General features: G+C 33.5%; 16 protein-coding genes. 5 read left to right on the forward strand and 11 right to left on the reverse strand.

Going from position 1 to position 21,150, the window contains the following annotated elements:
* Positions 1 to 7 precede the first annotated feature (7 nt).
* Entirely contained in the window at positions 8 to 2,524 is a 2,517-nt protein-coding gene (gene polA, locus THEYE_RS07345; RefSeq protein WP_012545544.1) for a DNA polymerase I, read from the forward strand.
* A 12-nt stretch (positions 2,525 to 2,536) separates the two neighbouring features.
* On the opposite strand, the gene THEYE_RS07350 is transcribed toward polA, so the two are convergent.
* The 6 genes from THEYE_RS07350 to galT are packed head-to-tail and all read right to left on the reverse strand — an operon-like array spanning position 2,537 to position 10,590.
* Positions 2,537 to 3,850: a M16 family metallopeptidase gene (locus THEYE_RS07350; RefSeq protein ID WP_012546417.1), complete on the reverse strand. Its 1,314-nt coding sequence runs from the start codon at positions 3,848 to 3,850 to the stop codon at positions 2,537 to 2,539.
* Positions 3,847 to 5,142, reverse strand: coding sequence for a M16 family metallopeptidase (locus THEYE_RS07355; RefSeq protein WP_012545053.1), 1,296 nt, complete (start codon positions 5,140 to 5,142; stop codon positions 3,847 to 3,849). The genes THEYE_RS07350 and THEYE_RS07355 overlap by 4 nt, the downstream gene beginning before the upstream one ends.
* Complete coding sequence (locus tag THEYE_RS07360) at positions 5,139 to 5,498, reverse strand: response regulator (RefSeq protein WP_012546385.1); 360 nt, start codon at positions 5,496 to 5,498, stop codon at positions 5,139 to 5,141. The genes THEYE_RS07355 and THEYE_RS07360 overlap by 4 nt, the downstream gene beginning before the upstream one ends.
* The gene (locus tag THEYE_RS07365; protein WP_012544939.1) at positions 5,479 to 8,133 is read right to left on the reverse strand and encodes a PAS domain S-box protein; all 2,655 of its coding nucleotides are present in this window, start codon (positions 8,131 to 8,133) and stop codon (positions 5,479 to 5,481) included. The genes THEYE_RS07360 and THEYE_RS07365 overlap by 20 nt, the downstream gene beginning before the upstream one ends.
* Positions 8,102 to 9,595 carry a glycogen synthase GlgA gene (glgA, locus tag THEYE_RS07370; protein ID WP_012546609.1) on the reverse strand — a complete coding sequence of 498 codons (1,494 nt, stop codon included), beginning with the start codon at positions 9,593 to 9,595 and terminating at the stop codon, positions 8,102 to 8,104. Before glgA ends, THEYE_RS07365 begins: the two co-directional genes overlap by 32 nt.
* Entirely contained in the window at positions 9,592 to 10,590 is a 999-nt protein-coding gene (gene galT, locus THEYE_RS07375) for a galactose-1-phosphate uridylyltransferase (RefSeq protein WP_012546259.1), read from the reverse strand. Before galT ends, glgA begins: the two co-directional genes overlap by 4 nt.
* Positions 10,591 to 10,643: 53 nt before the next feature.
* Between galT and THEYE_RS07380 the strand changes: the two genes are divergently transcribed.
* From THEYE_RS07380 to THEYE_RS07390, 3 genes are read left to right on the forward strand one after another with little or no spacing between them, the layout of a single operon-like run.
* Entirely contained in the window at positions 10,644 to 11,663 is a 1,020-nt protein-coding gene (locus THEYE_RS07380; protein WP_012546428.1) for a ribonuclease Z, read from the forward strand.
* 5 nt (positions 11,664 to 11,668) lie between these two features.
* The gene (locus THEYE_RS07385; RefSeq protein WP_012546003.1) at positions 11,669 to 12,889 is read left to right on the forward strand and encodes a sensor histidine kinase; all 1,221 of its coding nucleotides are present in this window, start codon (positions 11,669 to 11,671) and stop codon (positions 12,887 to 12,889) included.
* Positions 12,868 to 14,160 (forward strand): sigma-54-dependent transcriptional regulator, encoded by a 1,293-nt coding sequence (locus THEYE_RS07390; protein WP_012545133.1) that lies wholly within the window; start codon positions 12,868 to 12,870, stop codon positions 14,158 to 14,160. Before THEYE_RS07385 ends, THEYE_RS07390 begins: the two co-directional genes overlap by 22 nt.
* Here THEYE_RS07390 and THEYE_RS07395 read toward each other — a convergent pair whose 3' ends face one another.
* Genes THEYE_RS07395 through mtnA form a run of 5 tightly spaced genes read right to left on the reverse strand, consistent with a single transcriptional unit; the run spans position 14,161 to position 18,931 of the window.
* Positions 14,161 to 14,811 (reverse strand): protein-L-isoaspartate(D-aspartate) O-methyltransferase, encoded by a 651-nt coding sequence (locus THEYE_RS07395; protein WP_012545748.1) that lies wholly within the window; start codon positions 14,809 to 14,811, stop codon positions 14,161 to 14,163.
* On the reverse strand, positions 14,808 to 16,196 hold the full coding sequence (locus tag THEYE_RS07400) for an NAD(P)/FAD-dependent oxidoreductase (RefSeq protein ID WP_164924859.1): 1,389 nt from the start codon (positions 16,194 to 16,196) through the stop codon (positions 14,808 to 14,810). Before THEYE_RS07400 ends, THEYE_RS07395 begins: the two co-directional genes overlap by 4 nt.
* Positions 16,180 to 16,929 (reverse strand): 5'/3'-nucleotidase SurE, encoded by a 750-nt coding sequence (surE, locus tag THEYE_RS07405; protein WP_012545452.1) that lies wholly within the window; start codon positions 16,927 to 16,929, stop codon positions 16,180 to 16,182. The genes THEYE_RS07400 and surE overlap by 17 nt, the downstream gene beginning before the upstream one ends.
* Complete coding sequence (locus THEYE_RS07410) at positions 16,929 to 17,897, reverse strand: polyprenyl synthetase family protein (RefSeq protein WP_012546623.1); 969 nt, start codon at positions 17,895 to 17,897, stop codon at positions 16,929 to 16,931. The genes surE and THEYE_RS07410 overlap by 1 nt, the downstream gene beginning before the upstream one ends.
* Positions 17,894 to 18,931 (reverse strand): S-methyl-5-thioribose-1-phosphate isomerase, encoded by a 1,038-nt coding sequence (gene mtnA, locus THEYE_RS07415; protein ID WP_012546184.1) that lies wholly within the window; start codon positions 18,929 to 18,931, stop codon positions 17,894 to 17,896. Before mtnA ends, THEYE_RS07410 begins: the two co-directional genes overlap by 4 nt.
* A gap of 472 nt (positions 18,932 to 19,403) precedes the next feature.
* On the opposite strand from mtnA, the gene THEYE_RS07420 reads away from it, so the two are divergent.
* Positions 19,404 to 20,864, forward strand: coding sequence for a putative Ig domain-containing protein (locus THEYE_RS07420; protein ID WP_012546121.1), 1,461 nt, complete (start codon positions 19,404 to 19,406; stop codon positions 20,862 to 20,864).
* The last annotated feature ends 286 nt before the right edge of the window (positions 20,865 to 21,150 follow it).

Raw genomic sequence — 21,150 nt, forward strand, 5'->3', positions numbered from 1 at the left:
TAAAAATATGCATGAAATTTATTTAGTTGATGGAAGCTGTTTTATTTACAGAGCCTATCATGCCATAAAAGGATTAAGCACATCTCGGGGTATTCCAACGAATGCTATTTATGGATTTACAAGGATGCTTCTTAAACTTCTCAGGGAAAAAAATGTCAAATATATACTATGCGCCTTTGACAGCCCTCATCCAACAAAAAGACACAAAATCTATGAAGAATACAAAATAACAAGACCCGAGACACCCAAGGACTTGCCAGTTCAGATTGATTATATAAAACAGATTATTGATGCTCTTGGTATTACAAGAATAGAGGTTCCAGGATATGAAGCAGATGATATAATAGCTACCGCAGTTGGGGTTATTAATCAGTTTGCACCTTTGAACTTTATAATAATTAGCATTGACAAGGATATGCTTCAGCTTGTTTCTGATAATGTAAAGATTTATGACCCTATTAATGAACTTATTATTGATAGAGAATATGTGATAAAAAAATATGGAGTTCCACCTGAAAAACTTAATGATTTTATGGCTCTGGTTGGTGACGCAATTGATAACATACCAGGAGTCAAAGGAATCGGAGAGAAAACAGCTGCAAATCTTATAAAAAGATACGGCTCTATTGAAAATATATTAAAAAATCTTGATATTATAAAACCTTTAAAAGTATCGGACATTATAAAGAAAAATATTAAATCTCTTCAGCTTAGTAAGGAACTTGTAATATTGAGAAAGGATACGCCGATTGAGATTAAACTTGATGATTTGAAAATAAAACAACAGGATAGAGAAAAACTTGTTCAGATTTTCAGAGAGCTTGAATTTAACACGCTTCTAAAGCAGATAATAAAAGATTTTCCAAACCATTCGTCTTGTTCAGTCCTTCAACTCAACTTGGCGTCAGAAAATAGAAGAAATACTATTGAACTAATTGAAAAAATAAAGGAATATGGAAAATTTTCAGTAACATTTAATAAAGACAGCATAATTGCAGGCGTTAATGGAACTCTTTACGAGATAGCTTTTAATGATACAAGAGTTAATGAGATTTTATCCTCTGAAATATTAAAAATTATATATAATGCAAAGGAGGCATTAAAAAAGCTTAAGAATTCGGGACTTAAACTTTCACCTCCTTACTTTGATCTTATGATAGTTGCATATCTTATAAATCCAAATAGAGGCAAATATAATATTGATGAACTTATCCTTGAATACACTGGAAAGTTTTACGAAAACGCTGAAAATATAAATTTTTACATGTTTGAACTTTATGAGAAATTAAATAAAGAACTAAAAGAAAAAGAGCTTGAAAATCTTTATTTTGATATTGAAATGCCTCTCATAGAAGTCCTTTTTGATATGGAGGAAACAGGTATAAAGGTTAATATTGAAAAACTTGAAACTCTTACCAAACATATATCTATGGAACTTGATAAAATTAAAGAAAAAATTTACACAATTGCAGGCACAGAATTCAACATTAACTCACCAAAACAGCTTGCAGAAGTTTTATATGACAGACTGGGACTTAAAACCAGAAAAAGAGGTAAAAAAGCCCGTTCAACAGAAATGGAAGTACTTGAAGAACTTGCTATTCAACATGAACTGCCTCATGAAGTAATTAATTATCGGACTCTTAATAAACTTTTAACAGGTTATTTGATTCCACTAAGAGACTATATAAATCCTGAAACCAAAAGAATTCATACAAAATGGTCTCAAACTGTAGCAGGAACAGGAAGAATAGTAAGCAGTGAGCCAAACTTACAGAATATCCCTGTAAAAGGTGAATGGGCAGAGTTTTTAAGAGAAGTTTTTATTCCTGAAAATGGATATATGTTTCTCAGCGCTGATTATTCTCAAATAGAGTTAAGACTTTTAGCACACATGAGTGAAGACCCTGCTTTAATCAAAGCATTTTTGGATGGGAAAGATATTCATACTGCTACAGCATCTGAAATTTTTTCAATACCTGAGAACGCTGTTACAGATGAACATAGAAGAATTGCAAAAACTGTAAACTTTGGTATCTCTTATGGAATAAGTCCATTCGGACTTTCTGAGTCAATTAAAATTCCATATGAGAAAGCCGAAGAACTAATTGAACTTTATTTTTTAAGATATCCAATGGTTAGGAAATTCATTGAGGAAACAATCAGTTTTGCCCAAAAAAATGGTTATGTAAGAACACTTTTTGGAAGAATTCGTCCCCTTCCAGAAATTAACAGTCCAAATCAATTCCTGAGAATGCAGTCAGAAAGAATGGCAGTAAATGCAAGAGTTCAAGGAACAGCAGCAGATATTATAAAAATTGCAATGATAAGAATATATAATCGCTTAAAAAAAGAAAAACTAAATGCAAAAATCATACTTCAGATTCATGATGAAATTGTGCTTGAAGTTGAACAAAAAGTTATTGAAAAAGTAAGTGAAATTGTTCAAAATGAAATGAAAGATTTTTCCCTTTCAGTTCCTCTTGAAGTTAATGTATTCTCAGGCAATAGTTTGAATTTATAAAAATGTAAAATTTCAATCTTTTCCTACAACTACAACAATATATGAGTCAGTATTGAGAATTCTTCGGGCAACCTTTTTAATATCTTCCATTGTTACTTTTTCAATATATTCCGAATATTTATTTATATAGTCATCTCCAAGTCCGTAAAAATCTATAACTGGTAGAAATTCACTTATTTTTTTCATCGTATCAATTCTCAATGGAAAACTTCCTGAAAGAAATGCTTTTGCCTCTTTCATTTCCTCAGAAGTTACTGCCTTTTCTTTCATTTTTTTTAGTTCTTCCATAATCAATTTTATGACATTCTGAGTATTCTCATTTTTTGTTTTTACTTCTATATAAAAAGCTCCAGGGAAAAGATATGGATAAAATGTACTGTAAATTGAATAAGCAAGCCCTCGTTCCTCTCTAACCTGTTTTGCAAGTCTTGATGTAAGCCCTCCTCCGCCAAGAATGTAGTTCATTATACTTAAGGCATAAAAATCAGTATCCTTTCTTGAAATTCCTTCAAATCCAAGAACTATGGTTGATTGAGTTAAATCATCTCTTTTTATAAAAATTTTTAAAGGCTCATTCCTTTTAACAAATAAAGGAGGATTTATATTTCGTGTTATCGTATTACCATGCCACATTGTAATAGGATTTTCAATTAAATTTTTCAATTCATTTTCATCTATATATCCAACAACTGAAAAAATCATATTGTTAGGACTGTAGTATTTGTTATAGAAATTCAATATATCCTGCCTTGTTATATTTTTGAGTCCCTCAGGTTCGCCTTCAACTGCTCTTCCATAAGGATGCTGCCCAAAAAGTTCCTTAAGAAAAGTTTTATGAGCTATGAACGAAGGGTCTTGTTCCATCTGTTTTAATGATTTTTCAACTCTGGAAACCTCTTTTTTTATTTCTTCCTCAGGGAACACAGGATTTATAAGAATATCAAAAAATAGATTTAACGCTTCTTTTAAGTGCCTCTTGGTAGTGCTCAGAGTTAGTATTGTATAGTCATGAGTAACTTTTTTATCAATTGATATTGCTAAAAAATCAATCTCATCTTCAATCTGCGTTGCAGTGCGTGTTTTTGTTCCATGAGTAAGCAAATGAGCTGTAAGATAAGCAATTGAAGGTTTTGCTTCATCAAGAGGAGAAGCAGGAATTAAAACAGACACATAGACAATGGGAATATTATCACGATAAAGATATTTAATTTTTGCTCCGTTTTGTAATTTAAATGTTTTAAAATCCATCCTCTCAGCTCCTGCAATAGAATTAAAAAATAAAACAATGAAACAAAAAACTGCAAAGAAAATATTCACTCTGTTCATTTTGGTAGAAGTTCTCCTACTGTTAAATTATCAAAATTAAAGTATTTTTTAGCTACTTTCTGAACATCATCTGCTGTCACTTTCATTATATCTTCTCTGTATCTGTCAATCATTTTCCAACTTCCAAGAATCTCAAATTTGCCTATATAAAGAGCATGTCCAAAAACAGAATCCTGACTAAAAAGGAAAGAAGCCTCTACCTGATTTCTTGCTTTTTCAATTTCTATGTCAGAAGGAGCTTCGTTTTTTATTTTTTCAATCTCTTCTTTTACAATTTTTTCCACTTCATTAATTTTACCCACGTCTTTTACTGATACAACAATAAAAAATAAAAATCCATCCCTGCTTAATGCTGAATTACCTGTTGAGACATCAACTGCTAAAGCAGTTTCATTTACAAGCTTTCTGTAAAGTCTTGAGCTTTTACCTTCTCCAAGTATTGTGCTCAAAACCTCAAGATAAAGACTATCTCTATTAGGATAAGCAGGAACCTTATAAGCCATTACAAGCATTGGCAGATGAGTTTGTCTTTTCAGGATAACTCTCTTTTCTCCGTATTGCTTTGGTTCATAAAGAATCTTTCTGGAAGGAACATCACAAGAAGAAATATTTTCAAATTTTTCTTTTATTTTTTCTCTGACTTCGGTTACTTTTATATCTCCTGCAACAATAATAAATGCATTATGAGGGCAGTAATATTTATGATAATAATTTTTTATGTCATTAAGAGTAATAGTTTGAATGTCCTCGCTCCAGCCAATCACAGGCTTGCGATATGGATGTTGTTTGAAGGCTATTCCAAGAACTTCTTCAATTATAAGGCTTTCAGGATCATCTTCATATCGCTGTCTGCGTTCTTCAAGAACAATCTTTTTTTCAAGTTCAAAATCTTCAAGATTAAATAGCAAATTTGCCATTCTGTCAGATTCAAGGTCAATTGATGTTTGAAGCTTTGAAGGAGAAAGTTTTTGAAAATAAACAGTATAATCCTTTGTTGTAAAGGCATTATCAATTCCACCCTGTGATTGAACTATTTTTGAGAAAACATTGCCTGGGTAATTTTTACTTCCCCTGAACATTAAATGTTCAAGAAGATGACTTATCCCTGATTTGCCTTCTGGCTCATCTATAGCTCCAACTTTATACCATACCTGAAAAGTTGCAACAGGCGATGAATGGTCTTCAATATATATCACCTTCAGACCATTGTTTAAGACTTCTTCCTTAATCTCAGAGAATCCCATAAATGGAAATATTAAAATAAAAATCAAAGATAATACAAGATGTTTCATTTTATTCCAAATTTTTCTGCAATTTCTTTAATCGTCTCCTTCAAAGGAGTCAAATCAGATGATTTAACAACATAGGCATCTGATGCCCATATGGAAAAATCATCTCTGTAATCATAAGCAGTAAGCATTATTACAGGAATATTAGGATTTTTCTGCTTTAACTGTCTTAGAACTTGAATTCCATCAATGTCTGGCATCATTATATCAAGTGTTACTATATCTGGATTCTGAGTTTCAAAAAGTTCAATAGCTTCTTTGCCTGAGTTTGCTGTAATAACTTCATATCCTTCATCTTCAAGCTCAGCTTTATAAAGCATCAATATGTTTTTTTCATCATCAACCACCAAAATCTTCATTCTCTCCTCCTTCTTTATGTAATGGCAAATAAACTCTGAATATTGTTCCTTTATTAATTTCGCTTTCTACTTTGATTATACCACCATGCTCCTCAACAATTCTTTTTGAGATAGCAAGCCCTAATCCTGTTCCACTAATTTTTGTTGTAAAAAATGGGTCAAAAATTCTTTTCAGATTTTCTTTCTGTATTCCGCATCCTGTATCTTCAACTTCAATTAAAAGATACTCTTTTTGGATATCGGGTATTTCTACTGGTAGTTTATCTGCTTTTTCTATTTTTAGTGTTATTAATCCATCTTTTGTTGCTTCATTTGCATTAGAAATCAAGTTCAAAAGCACTTCTTTCAATTTATCATAATTACCAGGCACTGAAAAATCTTCTTTAACTATGACTTTAAATTCGTTATTATTCTCTTTTAAGGTGGACTCAACAAAATTAATTACATTATCCACAAGTCCCTTAATCTTAAATGATTCCTTGCCGATTGGATAAGGTTTTACAAAGCTTAAAATTTCATTTAAAATTCTTTCAAGTCTTTTTACCTCCTCAATTATGACTTTTATATACTCCTTAGACTTTTCCTCTTTCAAGTCTTTATCAAGTCTTTTTGCAAAACCACCAATTGCAAGCAAAGGATTTCTTATCTCATGAGCAACCTTTGCTGCCATTTCTCCAAGAGCTGCCATTTTCTCCATTGATATGATTTTTTCTTTTAAGTTTCTGAGTTCTGTTATATTTTTTGCTACATTGATGGTTCCTATAACATTATTGTTTTTATCAAATATTGGAGAGCTTGATATGAGATAAACCCCTTCAAGATAATTTTCTTCAAGTTCTCCAACCTGAGGTCTGCCTGTTTCAATGGCTTTTCTATGTGGACACTCCTGTAATGGGGAATTAGTTCTGTGAATGAGTTTAAAACATTTCTTGCCAACTACTTCATTTTCCTTTAGTCCAATTGCATTTAGAAATGAGTGATTTACTTTTTTGATTGTATAATTTTCGTCAGTGTAATAAATTAGGTCTGTTATTGAATTGAAAAGCATTTCAAGCTCTTTTTCTGCCTTTTCTATTTTGTCAAATATCCAAGCATTCTCTATTGCACCTGCTACTTGGTCAGCAAATCCCTTTAAAAAATGAATATCCTGTTCAGTAATCGGTTTTCTTGTATACAAATTGTCAACCCAGACCGCTCCTATTGCTTTGTCCTTTGAAAAAAGCGGGATTACAGCATAAGCAAAACTTCCAAGTTGCTGAATTATCACTGGGTCTGCTTCTTCTTTGTGAACATCTTTGATATTAAAAATTTTCCCTTCTTTTACAGCTCTCACAATTGGCGTGTTGTCACTCAAAGGAATTGAAATATTCCTGCAAAGTCTTTCAAGGAAACTATCTTGTTCAAACTCTCTTTTATTCAATTCATCAAGAACTTCAAAGAGAGTTTTCTTTTCCCTTGCCATACTTGACCATATCTGCCATGCTTCTTCGTAACTTGAAGGACCTACAGCCATAATTCCTTTTAAAACATTATTTTCCTCATCTACAAGAAAAAGAACTGCCCTGTTAAAGCCGAGTCCTTCACCCATTGTAATTACTGTAAGTATCATTCTTAAAAGTTTATTGAGGTCTAAGGTGCTTCTTACAGCAGAGCTTATAAAAAGAATTTTTGTAAGTTCTTCATTTCTTCTTATTAAGTCTCTTTCAAGTCTTTTCTTTTCTGTAATATCTCTTATTATTCGGCTGACACCTATTATTTCTCCATTTGAGCTTTTTATAGGCGACATAGTAAGGCTTACCTCTACGAGTTTGCCCTCTTTGGTTACCATTATTGTTTCTATGTCTTTTAAGATTTCATCATTCTTAATCCTTTCAAAATATATTTTTTCCATTTCTCGTAAAAAATCAGGGATAATAGGCAGAGGTTTTTCAATAACTTCTTCATTTGTATAACCAAAAATATTCTCTGCACCTTTATTCCACGCTGTTACAATATTATCCATATCAGTAGCTATAATAGCATCAGCAGAACTCTGAATAAGGCTCTCAAGATAACTTTTGAGTTCCTCAATTTGAGCCATTACTTTCATAGTGTGAATTTCTCTTTCTCTTAACTCATTAAATTTTAAAGATTTAAGAATGATTAGAGAGGCAATTGCTGAAAAAAGTTCTCCAATTGCTACGTCTTCTTCATCAAATTCACCAAAATTTTTTTCAGAAACAGTTAAATTCTTTGTAACTGTGTCATCAGAAAAATATTTTTGCATTTTATTGTAAACAGCAATTGTTCCAATATTTTCTTCTTTTATCTTTAATGGAATACATATTGCTGAATAAGCAGGAATGTCAAGTTGTTTTCCTTCAAGTTGAGCTTTATTAAATGTTTTTACTTTACCTTCTTTTAAAACTTCGCCACATATTCCTTCATCAGATTTCAGGATAGTTTTGTCTGAGCTAATGTTATAGGTGGCAGTAATATGTAAATATCCGTTTTTGATAAGTCTTATAATCCCTCCCTGAGCATTCATTAATTCACAAACATAATAGATAAGTCTTTCAAGCAGAATATCAATATCTTCATATATCTCAAGGAGTTTTAATAATTCAAATAGTGCCTGTCTTTCTTTCTCTTTCACCTATCAGTCCTCTGTATAGTTCAATATATTTTTTGCTGGAATTACTCCAGGAAAAATCTCTTTTCATAGCTTCACGAATCATCTCCAAAAATTTCTGTTTATTGTTATATATTTCAATAAAACGAGAAATTGCATGAGTTAAAGCACTACTACTGTATTCACTAAAAAGAAAACCTGTTACCTTGTCTTCAACTGTGTCTGAAAGACCACCTGTTTTTCTGCATATAGGAATAGTTCCATATCGCATGGCAATAAGTTGGCTCAAACCACATGGCTCATATCTTGATGGAACAAGTAAGCTATCTGCACCTGCATATATTTTATGAGCTAAAGCTTCATCAAATCCAATAAATGCAAATACCTTTGAAGGATAACTGTTTTGAAGTTCTCTAATTTTGTGCTCATAATAACTCTCTCCAGTTCCTTCAAATATAAAACTTATTCCATTTTTAATTAAATTCGGCATTGCATCAACAACTATATCTATGCCCTTTTGATAAACCATTCGCCCTATAAATGCAATGATGGGATCTTGTAAAGAAGAGTTTATCCCTGCAAGGGCTATCAAATCTTCTTTATTTTTCTGTTTATCATTGATGTTTTGTAAACCATACTTTTTAGCAATAAACGGATCTTCTTCAGGATTCCATATTTTATAATCAATGCCATTTATTATACCTACAAGATTTTCTTTTCTTTTCCGCAAGACTCCATCAAGTCCTGCTCCATAATCTGGAGTTAATATTTCCTTTGCATAGGTAGGACTTACAGTAGTAATAATGTCTGCATTGAAAAGACCCCCTTTAAGAAAATTTACCATCCCATAAAATTCAAGTCCGTCTATATGAAACATCTCCTGTCCAAAACCTGTCAGTTCAAGTTTCTCGCGAGGGAATATCCCCTGATATCCAAGATTATGAACTGTAAGGACGGTTTTTGTTTTTTCAAAGCATGAACATTCTCTGTAAAGCGTTTTTAAATAAAGAGGAATTAAAGCTGTATGCCAGTCATGGCAATGAATAACATCAAAATTTAAATTCATAATTTTGCATATTTCAAGAACTGCTCTTGAAAAAAATACAAATCTTTCAGCATTATCAAGATACTCACCATGGTTTGTTCCATAAAGTTCGTTTCTATCAAAAAAATTATTATGTTCAATAAAAAATAAGTTTCCTTTTTTGGAAGGCTCAATAATTAAATTATCATCAGAGTCAACAGAAACCTTTGCAACTCTTACAGCACCAAAAAGAGTGTTCAAACCGATAGGAGCGCCATAAACTATTTCAGCATTTACTACGGAATTGGAAAAATTATCTCTTGTTATTTTATAAAATGGAAGAAAAAGGGTAACATCAATACCTGCTTTAATAAACTCTTTAAAGAGTGAACCCACTACATCACCAAGTCCTCCTGTTTTTGAAAAAGGATAGGCTTCTGCAGAAACAAGAGCTAATTTCATATTTTAGCCTCCCGCATAAACTTAGCAGCTTCTTCGGGCGGAGTTGGATTTATAAAAAATCCTGAACCCCATTCAAATCCTGCTGTCTTTGTAAGCTTTGGAATTATCTCAATATGCCAGTGATAGTATTCATTTATCTCATCCTGAAAGGGAGAAGTGTGAATTACATAGTTATATGGAGGAGTTTCAAGAACTGCATCCAGCTTTTTAAGAGTTGTCTGAAGGGTTTCTGCAAGAAGGCTAAAGCTTTTTTCTCTTGGTTCAAAACGGGATTCGTGTCTTTTGGGTAATATCCATGTTTCAAATGGTTCTCTTGGTGCAAATGGTGCTAAAACAATATAAGCATCATTTTGATAAATTATTCTTTTTTCAAACTCAAGTTCCTGCGCTATTATGTCACAGAATATACATCTGTCTCTTAATTCAAAATATCTTTTAGCTGAATTCATTTCATCTTTTACAATATGAGGAATAATTGGTAAAGCAATTAACTGGCTATGAGTATGTTCAATTGATGCACCTGCTGCTTCACCTTCATTTTTAAAAACAAGAACATATTTAAAACGAACATCTTTTTTAAGGTCTGTAATTCTAAAATAGTAAGCCCATAAAACATCTTCAACTGCTTTAAGTGACATTGTAGAAAGAGACAAAAGATGGTCAGGTGTTTCTATAATTACCTCATGAGCACCGATACCGTTCATCTTATCATAAATCCCTTCACCTCTTTTGTTAAGTTCTCCATGAATCTGCAATGCAGGAAATTTATTCGGAACCACCCTTAATGTCCAGCCAGGTGTATTTGGAGCTGTATTTGGTGGTCTGAAAGCAATTATTTCCTGTGGTGCTGTATATTCATTACCTGGACAAAAAGGACAGAATCCTTTAATTTTTCTTTTTTGACTTACGGATGCAAAATCAGAAGGTCTTTTACCTCTTTCAACTGCAATAATAACCCATCTTCCAGATATAGGATCTCTTCTCAGTTCTGACATGTTGTCCTCCAAATTAATAAAATCTATAGTTAATTTTGTATAATTATACCATTGTGGCAAGACTTTTTCATTATAGAGTTATAAACAATGCCTTTGGAGACCCTTGTGTTTTTTTGCGACTTCTTAGAGAAAGAAGAGCCTTCCTGTTTGATGTAGGAGATATAAGAAAAATTCCATTTAATGAAATTCTTAAAGTAAGTGATATCTTCGTTACCCATACTCATATTGACCACTTCATAGGATTTGACCAAGTTATACGAGCTGTTTTAAGAAGACAGGAACCTCTTAGAGTTTTTGGACCTAAAAACCTCATTGAATGCGTTCATGGAAAGCTTAAAGGATATACATGGAATCTTGTTGCTGATTATCCCCTTCAGATTGAAGCCTATGCTATTACAGAAAATAGGCTTAAAAGAGCAAAATTTGTAGCTTCAAATAGTTTTAAAATTGAAAAACTAAAAGATTTGTCAATAAAAGATAATATAATAGTTCAAGAGCCTTTGTTTAAAGTTAAAGCAATTGAGCTTTCTCATGGCATACCTGTTATTGCCTATTCCATAGAAGAAGATTTTCATATAAATATCAACAAAGTAGAACTTCAAAATTCAGGATTTCAGATAGGACCATGGCTTGGAGAGTTAAAAAAATTAATAAAACAGAATTATGAATATGAACCAATAAAAATGCTTGAACCCAAAAATAAATCTTCAAATATCATAGTAGAAACTCCAAAGGGAAAGTTTAAAATTGAAGAACTTTTTTCTCTTTTAAAAATTACAAAGGGTGAGAAAATTTCCTATGTCATGGATGTCTCTCCCACAGAAGAAAATATTGAAAAAATAGTTGAATTTGTAAAAGGCTCTGATATCCTTTTCTGTGAAGCATATTTCCTTAATAAAGACAAAGACAGAGCACTTGAAAGAAATCATCTAACAGCAGCAGTTGCAGGAACAATTGCCAGAGAAGCAAAGGTTGAAGAGCTTGTAATACTTCATATTTCTCCCAAATATATTGAAAATCCTCAAGAGATTTATAAAGAGGTGGAACTATCAAGATCAGGCGTTTTACTGTAAAAGCATTGATTTTAATTATTGTTCTGCTTTCCTCCGCAAGCCTTATTATAAGCGGATATCTTCTATATAAAAATGCACATAAAGCCACAGAAGAAGCACTTAAGATGCAGGCATTGGGGATAACTATAACTCTAAATAGCTTAATACAGAATTTAAGTATGGAAAAATTACAGATTGAAGGAAGCCTAATAATGTCTCAAATACTTCTTGACGAAAGATGGCAGGGTGTAGCTTTTCTTTCCCTTTATGATAAAAAAGGGAAAATTGTTCTTCATTCAAATCCCAATCTTATTGGAAGCAAGATTAATGGAATAGAGGATTTATTCAATAAAGAAAGTCCATACTATCACAAAGTTATACTTGGGACAGGAGAAGAAGTTTTTTTATCTGATACAAAAATCAATATAAATAAGAATCAATACATATTAAGAGTTGCCCTTCATCTTTATCCAGCAGAAACCCTTTTGAGAGCCTCAAAAATACATCTTATTTTTATATTCTTGTCCGCATTTATTGTAATTTTTGCAGGCATAACCACAATATTCATATTTAAGAAGATTGAAAAAATGCAAATTAAAATGAGAGAACTTGAAAATCTTTCACTTCTTTCAAAAGTTTTAGCTCATGAGATAAGAAATCCTCTTGGAAGCATAAAAGGTTTTGCTCAGTATCTTTTTAAAAAAATTCCAGATATTTCCTTAAAGGAATACTTAGATATCATCATTAAAGAAAGTATGCGACTTGAGAGGTTGACAAATGAACTTTCAATATATGCTAACCCAGAAAATGTCAATCTAAAAGAAGTTAATCTCAAGGAGATTATTCATGAAGTTATCTTGCCCTTTATAAATCAGCATGAAGAAATAAAATTTATACAGCAGACAGACAACATTTATTTTAAAACAGACATTGATAAAATGAAACAGATTCTTAGCAATATTATTCAAAATTCCGTTGATGCATTGACAGATACAAAGGACAAAATAATTACTATCAGGGCATATAAAACCAATGGTAAAATAAAAATTGAGATTGAAGACAGCGGAATCGGGATGGATGAACAAACATTGAAGAGGGCATTAGAGCCATTCTTTACAACAAAACCAAAAGGAACAGGGCTTGGTCTTGCAATAGTAGAGAGACTTTGCGAAGTTTTAAAGATTGATTTACAGATAAAAAGCAAAAAGGGGCAGGGAACAAAAACATGCTTAATCATCTCCGAGTAGCCATAGTTGAAGATGATACTTCTTTTGCTTCTTTCTTAAGGACTATTCTTGAAGAAGAAGGTTACGATGTAGCAGTATTTCATGACCCTGAAACTGCTTTAAAAAACATACTAAATTTTTCCCCCATTCTTATAATCACAGATTTGAAAATGCCTAAAATGGATGGGATAAAGTTTATTGAAAAAGCAAAGGAAATTCTTCCTCACACTGAGTTTATAGTAATTACAGCTTTTGGAAGTATTCCATCCGCAGTTGAAGCAATTAAGAAAGGGGCTATAGATTACATTACAAAACCTCTTCCTTCACCAGAAGATTTGTTAGAACGTGTGAAAAAATTTTTAACTAAAAAAGCTACGCCATACTATACTGAACATCCTGACCTACCTCCATATGAAATCCTATTTGCAGGGATTGAAGATGTTTACAAAGCAATCAAGGAAGTCGCAAAAACTGATACAACCTTAATACTTTATGGAGAAACAGGCACAGGAAAATCAGCAATTGCTAAGGCAATTCATATTATGAGTGCTAAAAAAGGTGCTTTTGTTGAGATAAACTGTGCTTCAATTCCAGAAAGCTTAATAGAAAGCGAACTTTTTGGATATGAAAAAGGTGCCTTTTCAGGAGCGATAAAACAGAAACCAGGTAAAATAGAGCTTGCTCATAATGGAACCCTTTTTCTTGATGAAATTGGAGAGCTTACTGCCAATGTTCAGACAAAATTTTTAAAAGTTTTACAGGACAAAAGCTTTGAGCGTCTTGGCGGACTTGAAGTTATTAAAACAAATGCAAGATTTATAACTGCTACCAATAAAGATTTAAAACAGATGGTCAGAGAGGGTAAATTCAGAGAGGATTTATACTTCAGACTCAATGTTTTCCCAATCACTATTCCTCCATTACGTGAAAGAAGGCATCATATAGTTAGAATTGCAGAATACTTGATAGAGAGAATTTCTGCTAAACTTGGAAAGCCAGTTAAAAAACTTAGCAAAGACTCCATAGAAACAATAATAAATTATCAATTTCCAGGGAATATTAGAGAGCTTGAAAATATCTTAGAAAGAAGCATCATTATGTCTAACTCAGAGGAGATAGAAGTAAAAATTGAAGAAAATTTTACTGAAAATGAAGATTTAAAAAGCATAGAAAAAAAGGCAATAATAGAGGCATTGAAAAAAACAGGAGGAAACAAGAAACAGGCTTCTCAACTTCTGGGAATTTCTCTGAGAACTCTTTACTATAAAATTAAAGAATTCGGTATTGAGTAGTCACTCCTCTTTCCATCCATATTTACCAATTAATGGAACAAAGGCTACAGGAATAAGGTAATGTCTTTCAAGTTCTTTACCTTTCTTAATTGCTTTGAGCATATACTGAGAGTATCTTTCTCCAACAGGAGCAACAATAATCCCACCTTCTTTAAGCTGCTCAATCAATGGTTCGGGTATATCAGGAGTTGCTGCTGTTATTATTATTCTATCAAAGGGAGCTTCCTCTGGTATCCCTTCTGTACCATCTCTGACATAAACTTTTATGTTTTTAATACTAAGTTTTTCAAATTTTTTCTCTGCTTCCTTTGCAAGAGGCTCTACCCTCTCTATTGTGTGAACTTCTTTTGCAAGTTCGGCAAGAATTGCAGCCTGATATCCTGAGCCTGTCCCTATTTCAAGAACCTTTTCATCGCCTTTAAGTTCAAGAAGTTCTGTCATCAGAGCAACAATATAGGGTTGAGAAATTGTCTGTCCATAGCCAATTGGAAGAGCTCTATCATCATAAGCATCATCCATAATGTTTTCAGGGACAAAAAGATGTCTCGGGATTTTCTTCATCACTTTAATCACTCTTTCATCCCTTATACCTCTTTCAACAATCTGAGTATCAACCATCCATTCTCTTAGTTTTTTATATTTATCTATCATCTTAACTCCCGTTTTAATATCTCTCTTGCTACAAGAATACCAGATACAGAAGCTTGAATCAAGCCCCTACTTACTCCTGCTCCATCTCCTGCTGCAAAAAGGTTTTCTATTTCTGTCTCCAGATTTTTGGTAAGCTTAAGTCTCATACTGTAAAGCTTAACCTCAACTCCATACAAAAGGGTATGATTAGAATTAATCCCAGGCATTACACTGTCAAGAGTTTCAAGCATTTCAACAATGTTAACAAGATAACGATAAGGTAAAACAAAGCTTAAATCTCCTGGAGTTGCATCCTTAAGGGTTGGCTGAATAGGATTTCTTATAATTCTTTCTTCAGTTGACCTTCTGCCTTTTTTAAGGTCTCCGAGTCTCTGTATTAAAACTCCCTGACCGAGATAATTCGCAAGTTTTGCAATGCTCTGTCCATAAAGAATTGGTTCACGGAATGGTTCTGTAAAGTATGTACTTGAAAGAATCGCAAAATTTGTGTTATTTGTTTTGTGATCGTAATAACTGTGCCCATTTACAGTCCATATCCCATTTATATTTTCTCTTACCACTTCTCCATAAGGATTTACGCAGAAAGTCCTTACTGTATCATCAAAGGTTTTTGAATAATAAATAAACTTTGGTTCATAGCAAACTCTGGTAAGCTCCTCACAAACTATTGCAGGAACTTCAACTCTGACACCTATATCAACAGGATTGAGTTCTGTAGTTAATTTAAGTCTTTTCGCTTCTTTACTTAGCCAGCTACTTCCAGCTCTTCCAGGTGCAATAACAATATATTTTCCATAAATTTTTCTTCTATCATTTAGTTCAACTCCTGAAACTTTGCCTCTGTTTACAATAATTTTTTCTACTGAAACATCAAAAAGTATATCAATTTTTTTTGACAAGTCATCTTTTAATGTTTTAAGCACCTGTGCACATCTTTCTGTGCCAATATGTCTTATCTTTGACGGAATAAATAAAAGTCCATTTTTTGCAGCCTGAGCTTTTATTTTTTCAACCATTTTATAGTCAGGTTCGTAAACTTTATCTGGAGCACCATATCTAAGATAAATTTTATCAACATAATCAATAAGCTCAATAAGTTTGTCTCTATTTACATATTTATCTAAAAAACCGCCTATTTGAGGAGATAAATTTAGTTTTCCATCGCTGAAAGCACCCGCTCCTCCCCAGCCACTTAGAATATCACACACAGAGCAGTTGAGACATCTTTTATGGTGTTCCATTGGGCAGACTCTTTTTTCAATGTCTTTGCCTTTTTCAATAATTAAAACTGTTAGGGATGAACTCTGAACTATCTCTAAGGCTGTAAATATACCTGCGGGTCCTGCACCAACAATAACAATATCATATTTATTCTTCAATACCATGTTTTCTTAGATAGTCTAATGCCTGATAGTTTGTCAAATCAATATGAAGGGGAGTTACTGATGCGCAGTTTTCCATTATTGCCTGAATATCTGTTCCCTCCATTTTTTGCCATGATACAACTCCTCCTCCAATCCAGTATTGTTTCTCTCCCCAAGGGGAGAAAATTTCATGGATTGAGTTTTCGTAGGACCTCTTTCCCTGTTTTGTTATTTTTATTCCTTTGATCTCCTGTAAAGGTTTATTGGGCAGATTAACATTTAAAAGTGTATCTGGGGGGAGTCCTTTTTCAAGAATAAATTTAGCAATTTTAATTGCATAATAACTTGCTGTTTCATATCTGAAAGGTCTTTCTCCAACAAGGGAAATTGCAAAAGATGGTACACCAAGAATTGTTCCTTCAATTGCTGCTGAAACAGTTCCAGAATATGTAATGTCTTCGCCAAGATTTGCACCCTTATTTATGCCAGATACAATCAAATCAGGCTCACGGGGTAAAAGCTTTTTAACTCCTACAACAACGCAATCTGTTGGAGTGCCATTAACACTGTAACAATTTTCTCTTATCAAATCTACACGCAAAGGTCTATGCATAGTTAAAGCATGACTTACTGCAGAGCGGTCTCTGTCTGGTGCAACAATATAAACTTCACCGAGTTCTTTTAAAGCTTCTGCCAGATATTGAATTCCTTTTGAGAAAAAACCATCATCATTTGTCACCAAAACAAGTGCCACTATTTACTCCTTAGAAGAATATAATCTGCGATTCTAAAAAGTCTTTGTCTGGCATCTGAGTCTGGAAATATTTCAAGTGCTTTTTTTGCTTTATCTACATAGTTTTTCACTATTTCCATGGATGATTCAATACAATTGTATTGTCTTAGATAGTTTAAAATTTTCAAAAGATTTTCTTCTGAAAAGCCATCAGATTTTATTGTATTAATGATTTCTTCTTTTCCCTGAGTTTTTTTAATCAGTTCAATTAGTGGAAGAGTGATTTTCCCTTCCATTAAATCTTTGCCGAGTTTTTTACCAAGCTCGGATTCATCTGCAACATAGTCAAGAATATCATCTATCATCTGGAAGGCAACTCCAATATTATGTCCAAAATCTGTTAAAGCCTGTATTTTTTCTTCTGATAGCTTTGCCAGAATTCCTGCTATTCTGCAAGCAGCTCTAATTAAACCTGCTGTTTTCCCTGTTATAATTTTTATGTATTCATTAAAAGTTATTGTCGGATCTCCTGCTTTCATCAATTGAAGAATCTCTCCTTCAGCCATCTGAGATGTTGCCCAAGAAAGAGCCTCCATTATCTGAAGACTTTCCTGTGCAACAGAAACATGCAGCGCCTTTGCATATAGATAATCACCAAGCAAAACTGTAACCTGATTCCCCCATATTCTGTTTGCAGAAACCTGACCTCTTCTTAGTTCTGCTTCATCAACAACATCATCATGTAAAAGACTTGCTGTATGAAGTGCCTCAATTACCGCAGCCATAATAACTCTTTTATATTCCCTGTAACCAGCAAGGTCTGCACTGATGAGTAAAAATAAGGGGCGAAGCCTTTTCCCACCTGAATTTATAATATATGCTCCGATTGTTGGTATAAGTGTTGCGTCTGATTTAAATATATTTATAAGTTCTTTTTCTACCTCTCTTAATTCAGCTTCATATGTTTTGAATATATCCTGAAAATTCACTGTCTGAGCCTCAAGTGCTTTATCTCTGAAGGTTTAAAAATACCTTTTTCTGTAATTATTGCTGTTACATACTTTGCGGGTGTTACATCAAAGGCAAAGTTTATCACTTTAATTCCTTCAGGAGCAATTTTAACGCCTTTGATTGTGGTAACTTCTTCAAAGCTTCTTTCTTCAATAGGAATCATATCTCCTGAAGGAATGCTTAAATCAATGCTTGAAGTAGGTGCTGCAACATAAAAAGGAACATTGTTTTCTTTGCAAAGAACAGAAAGAGAATATGTTCCAATCTTATTTGCTACATCTCCATTTCTTACAGTTCTGTCTGTCCCAACAATTGCAAAATCAATCATTCCCTTTCTAAGCAGTGCTCCAGCAGTATTGTCACATATAAGTGTAACATCTATACCTGCTTTCATAAGTTCAAAAGCTGTAATACGAGCACCCTGTAAAACAGGTCTTGTTTCGCAGGCAATGACTTTGAACTTTATTCCTTTTTCTTTTGCAAGATACATTGGTGCAGTGGCTGTTCCATAACCTCCTGTTGCTAATGCTCCAGCATTACAATAAGTTATAACAGTGCATCCTTCTTTAAAAAATGCTAAAGCATATTCACCTATTCGTTTATTTACCTGTATATCTTCATTGTGGATTCTTATTGCTTCATTCAGTATCATATCTTTAAGTTCTGAAACAGGGAGAGAAAGATTATTTTTAATTAAATTTTGCATTCTATCAATAGCCCATTTTATATTTATAGCCGTAGGTCTTGTATTGATAAGTCTCTGGAAAACAGGATTTAAATCTGAAAAAAGCTCCTCAGAAGATGATGCATTTAAACTCATTGAAGCAACTGCCACTGCCCATGCTGTCGCAATTCCTATTGCAGGTGCGCCTCTTATTGATAGATTTTCAATTGCTCCTGCTATCTGTTCATAGTGAGTACATTTCAAATATTCAACTTTATCTGGCAGCAATCTCTGGTCAAGTATATAAACAGTATTATTTTCCCACTTTATAGATTGAAGCATAGGCATATTATAACAATTTTTTACATGCTAAATCTTTATGAGGTTGTTCACTTAATAACTCTCATTCTGATTAGACTGATGCCTGGAAGAATCTGAACTGAAAGGTCTCCTCCTCTCTCTTTCATTCCGAACACCCTCAATTGGTGGGAGGAATTTCTCTATTCCTTTGGAGAAAAAAGATGAGATTCCTCACTCCGCTTCGCTCCGTTCAGAATGACAACTCTCTGTCACCCTGAATGCCCATACTGTCACCCTGAGCTTAAGCGAAGGGTCTCCTCCTTTTAATCGGAAGAGATTCCTCGCCTTCGGCTCGGGATGACAGAATAAGAGCGCTCATCGGAATGAAAAAAAGAAGCTCCGTTTGGAATGACAAAAAAGCATTGGAAGACAAAGAAAGGGTCGTAATTACCACAAAATGATGTCTTATAAAAATTTGAAAATGCTTGAAAAAAAGGACTTTTTTATTATATAAAAATTTATGTTACCTCGTATAAAAAATCAGGGATTTACTCTTATTGAACTTGCTATTGTTCTCATAGTAATTGGTTTACTTATCGGGCTTGGGGCAAGCCTTATAGGTCCACTTACAAAAAGAGCAAAAGTAACAGAAACAAGAGAGGCTGTAAAACAGGCAAAAGAAGCAGTGTTAGGTTATGTTGTGAAGAACGGTTATCTGCCTTCAACTCTTGAAGAAGCAGGAGCAAGAAAACTTGATGCATGGGCAAGGGATATTCAGTATTTTAAAGCTTCTGAAATAGTTTCTGGTGATATATGTGGTAAAAATACAACTTCTATTCAAATAAATGAATGCACAAACACAAATTGTTCAGTATATCTCACAAAATCTAATATTGCTTTTATAATCTATAGCACAGGCGAAGATGGAAATGGTAGTTGCACAGGAACTTCTTCTCCTTTTTATGTGAGAGAACAGGGTATGCCGTATAATCCTCCATGTAGTTATACCTTAACTAATCCTCAATATAATTATGATGATATTGTAGCTTATGTTTCCCTTGATGAAATAAGAGCATTAAGAGGATGCCCACAGCCTCTAACAATTGTCTCACCTACTGTATTACCTGAAGGACAGGAAGATTCCTTTTATTCCTATTCATTGCAGGCAATTGGAGGAAAACCCCCATATACATGGACAGGTTCAGTTGGTAACGGATTAACCATTTCACAATCAGGATTAATCTCAGGAACTATAAATGTTAATAATCAACCTCCAAATACAGGAGAACTTACAGATTGTTCTTCTTCTCTAACCATAAATGCCACAGTAAATGATTCAGCTGGTTCACAATCTCAAACCTATACAGGCACAATACCTGTTAAACCAAAGCCTTTAAAGATAATAACAGAAAATTTACCAACAGGATATATGGGGACTACCTATAATGTTTCACTTTCAGGTTCAGGAGGGCGAAGTAACTATATATGGAGTTTATATAGTGGAAGTCTACCAAGTGGATTAAATCTTTCAACAAATGGAATAATTTCTGGTTCAATTAGCAATCCTTCTACAGGTTGTGACTCCTCTTATATATCAAATTTTGTTGTTAAACTGGATGATAACTGCGGACAACCTACTTATAAAGCTTTTTCTATAACTGTAAATGACTCAGATTGTGGGGGTGGCAGTGGAGGAGGCGGCGGTGGTGGCGGAGGTGGTGGCTGTGCCTCATATTCTCTCAGTATTTCCAATCAAGGAAATGAAAAATCTTTTAGAATTGATTCAGGAACATGTATAAATTTAGAAAATGGGGGAAGTAGTTATTTGGGAGGTCTAAGCGGAGGAAGTATATTAACGATATACAGAAATTCCTGGTGCTGGGATACTATTTTATTACAAGGCACAATACAGAGTCTTGACTCTAACGGAAATTGTATTGTTAATGTATCATGTTCAGGTAGTAGTTGCACTGCTAATTAATAGAAGGCTATTTAATTATTAAGGGTCATCTGAGGTGTCCGATGCCCTGAGGAATTTGACACGAAAGGGTCAGATTCTTCGCAGATCCTTCGCCTACAGTTCAGGGCTCGTTTCGCTCGGCTTGGAATGACAGTCTTATTCTGTCACCCCGAGCGTAAGCGAGGGGTCTCCTCCTTAGGAGGCAAGGAGATTCCTCGTCGCTTATTCTCCTCGGAATGACAAGAAGAAGGACGACAGACGGAGGTAATTGAAAAATTATAGAACTTGTAATTTATTGAGTTTCAGT

This window comes from Thermodesulfovibrio yellowstonii DSM 11347, from assembly GCF_000020985.1.
Lineage (GTDB): Bacteria > Nitrospirota > Thermodesulfovibrionia > Thermodesulfovibrionales > Thermodesulfovibrionaceae > Thermodesulfovibrio > Thermodesulfovibrio yellowstonii.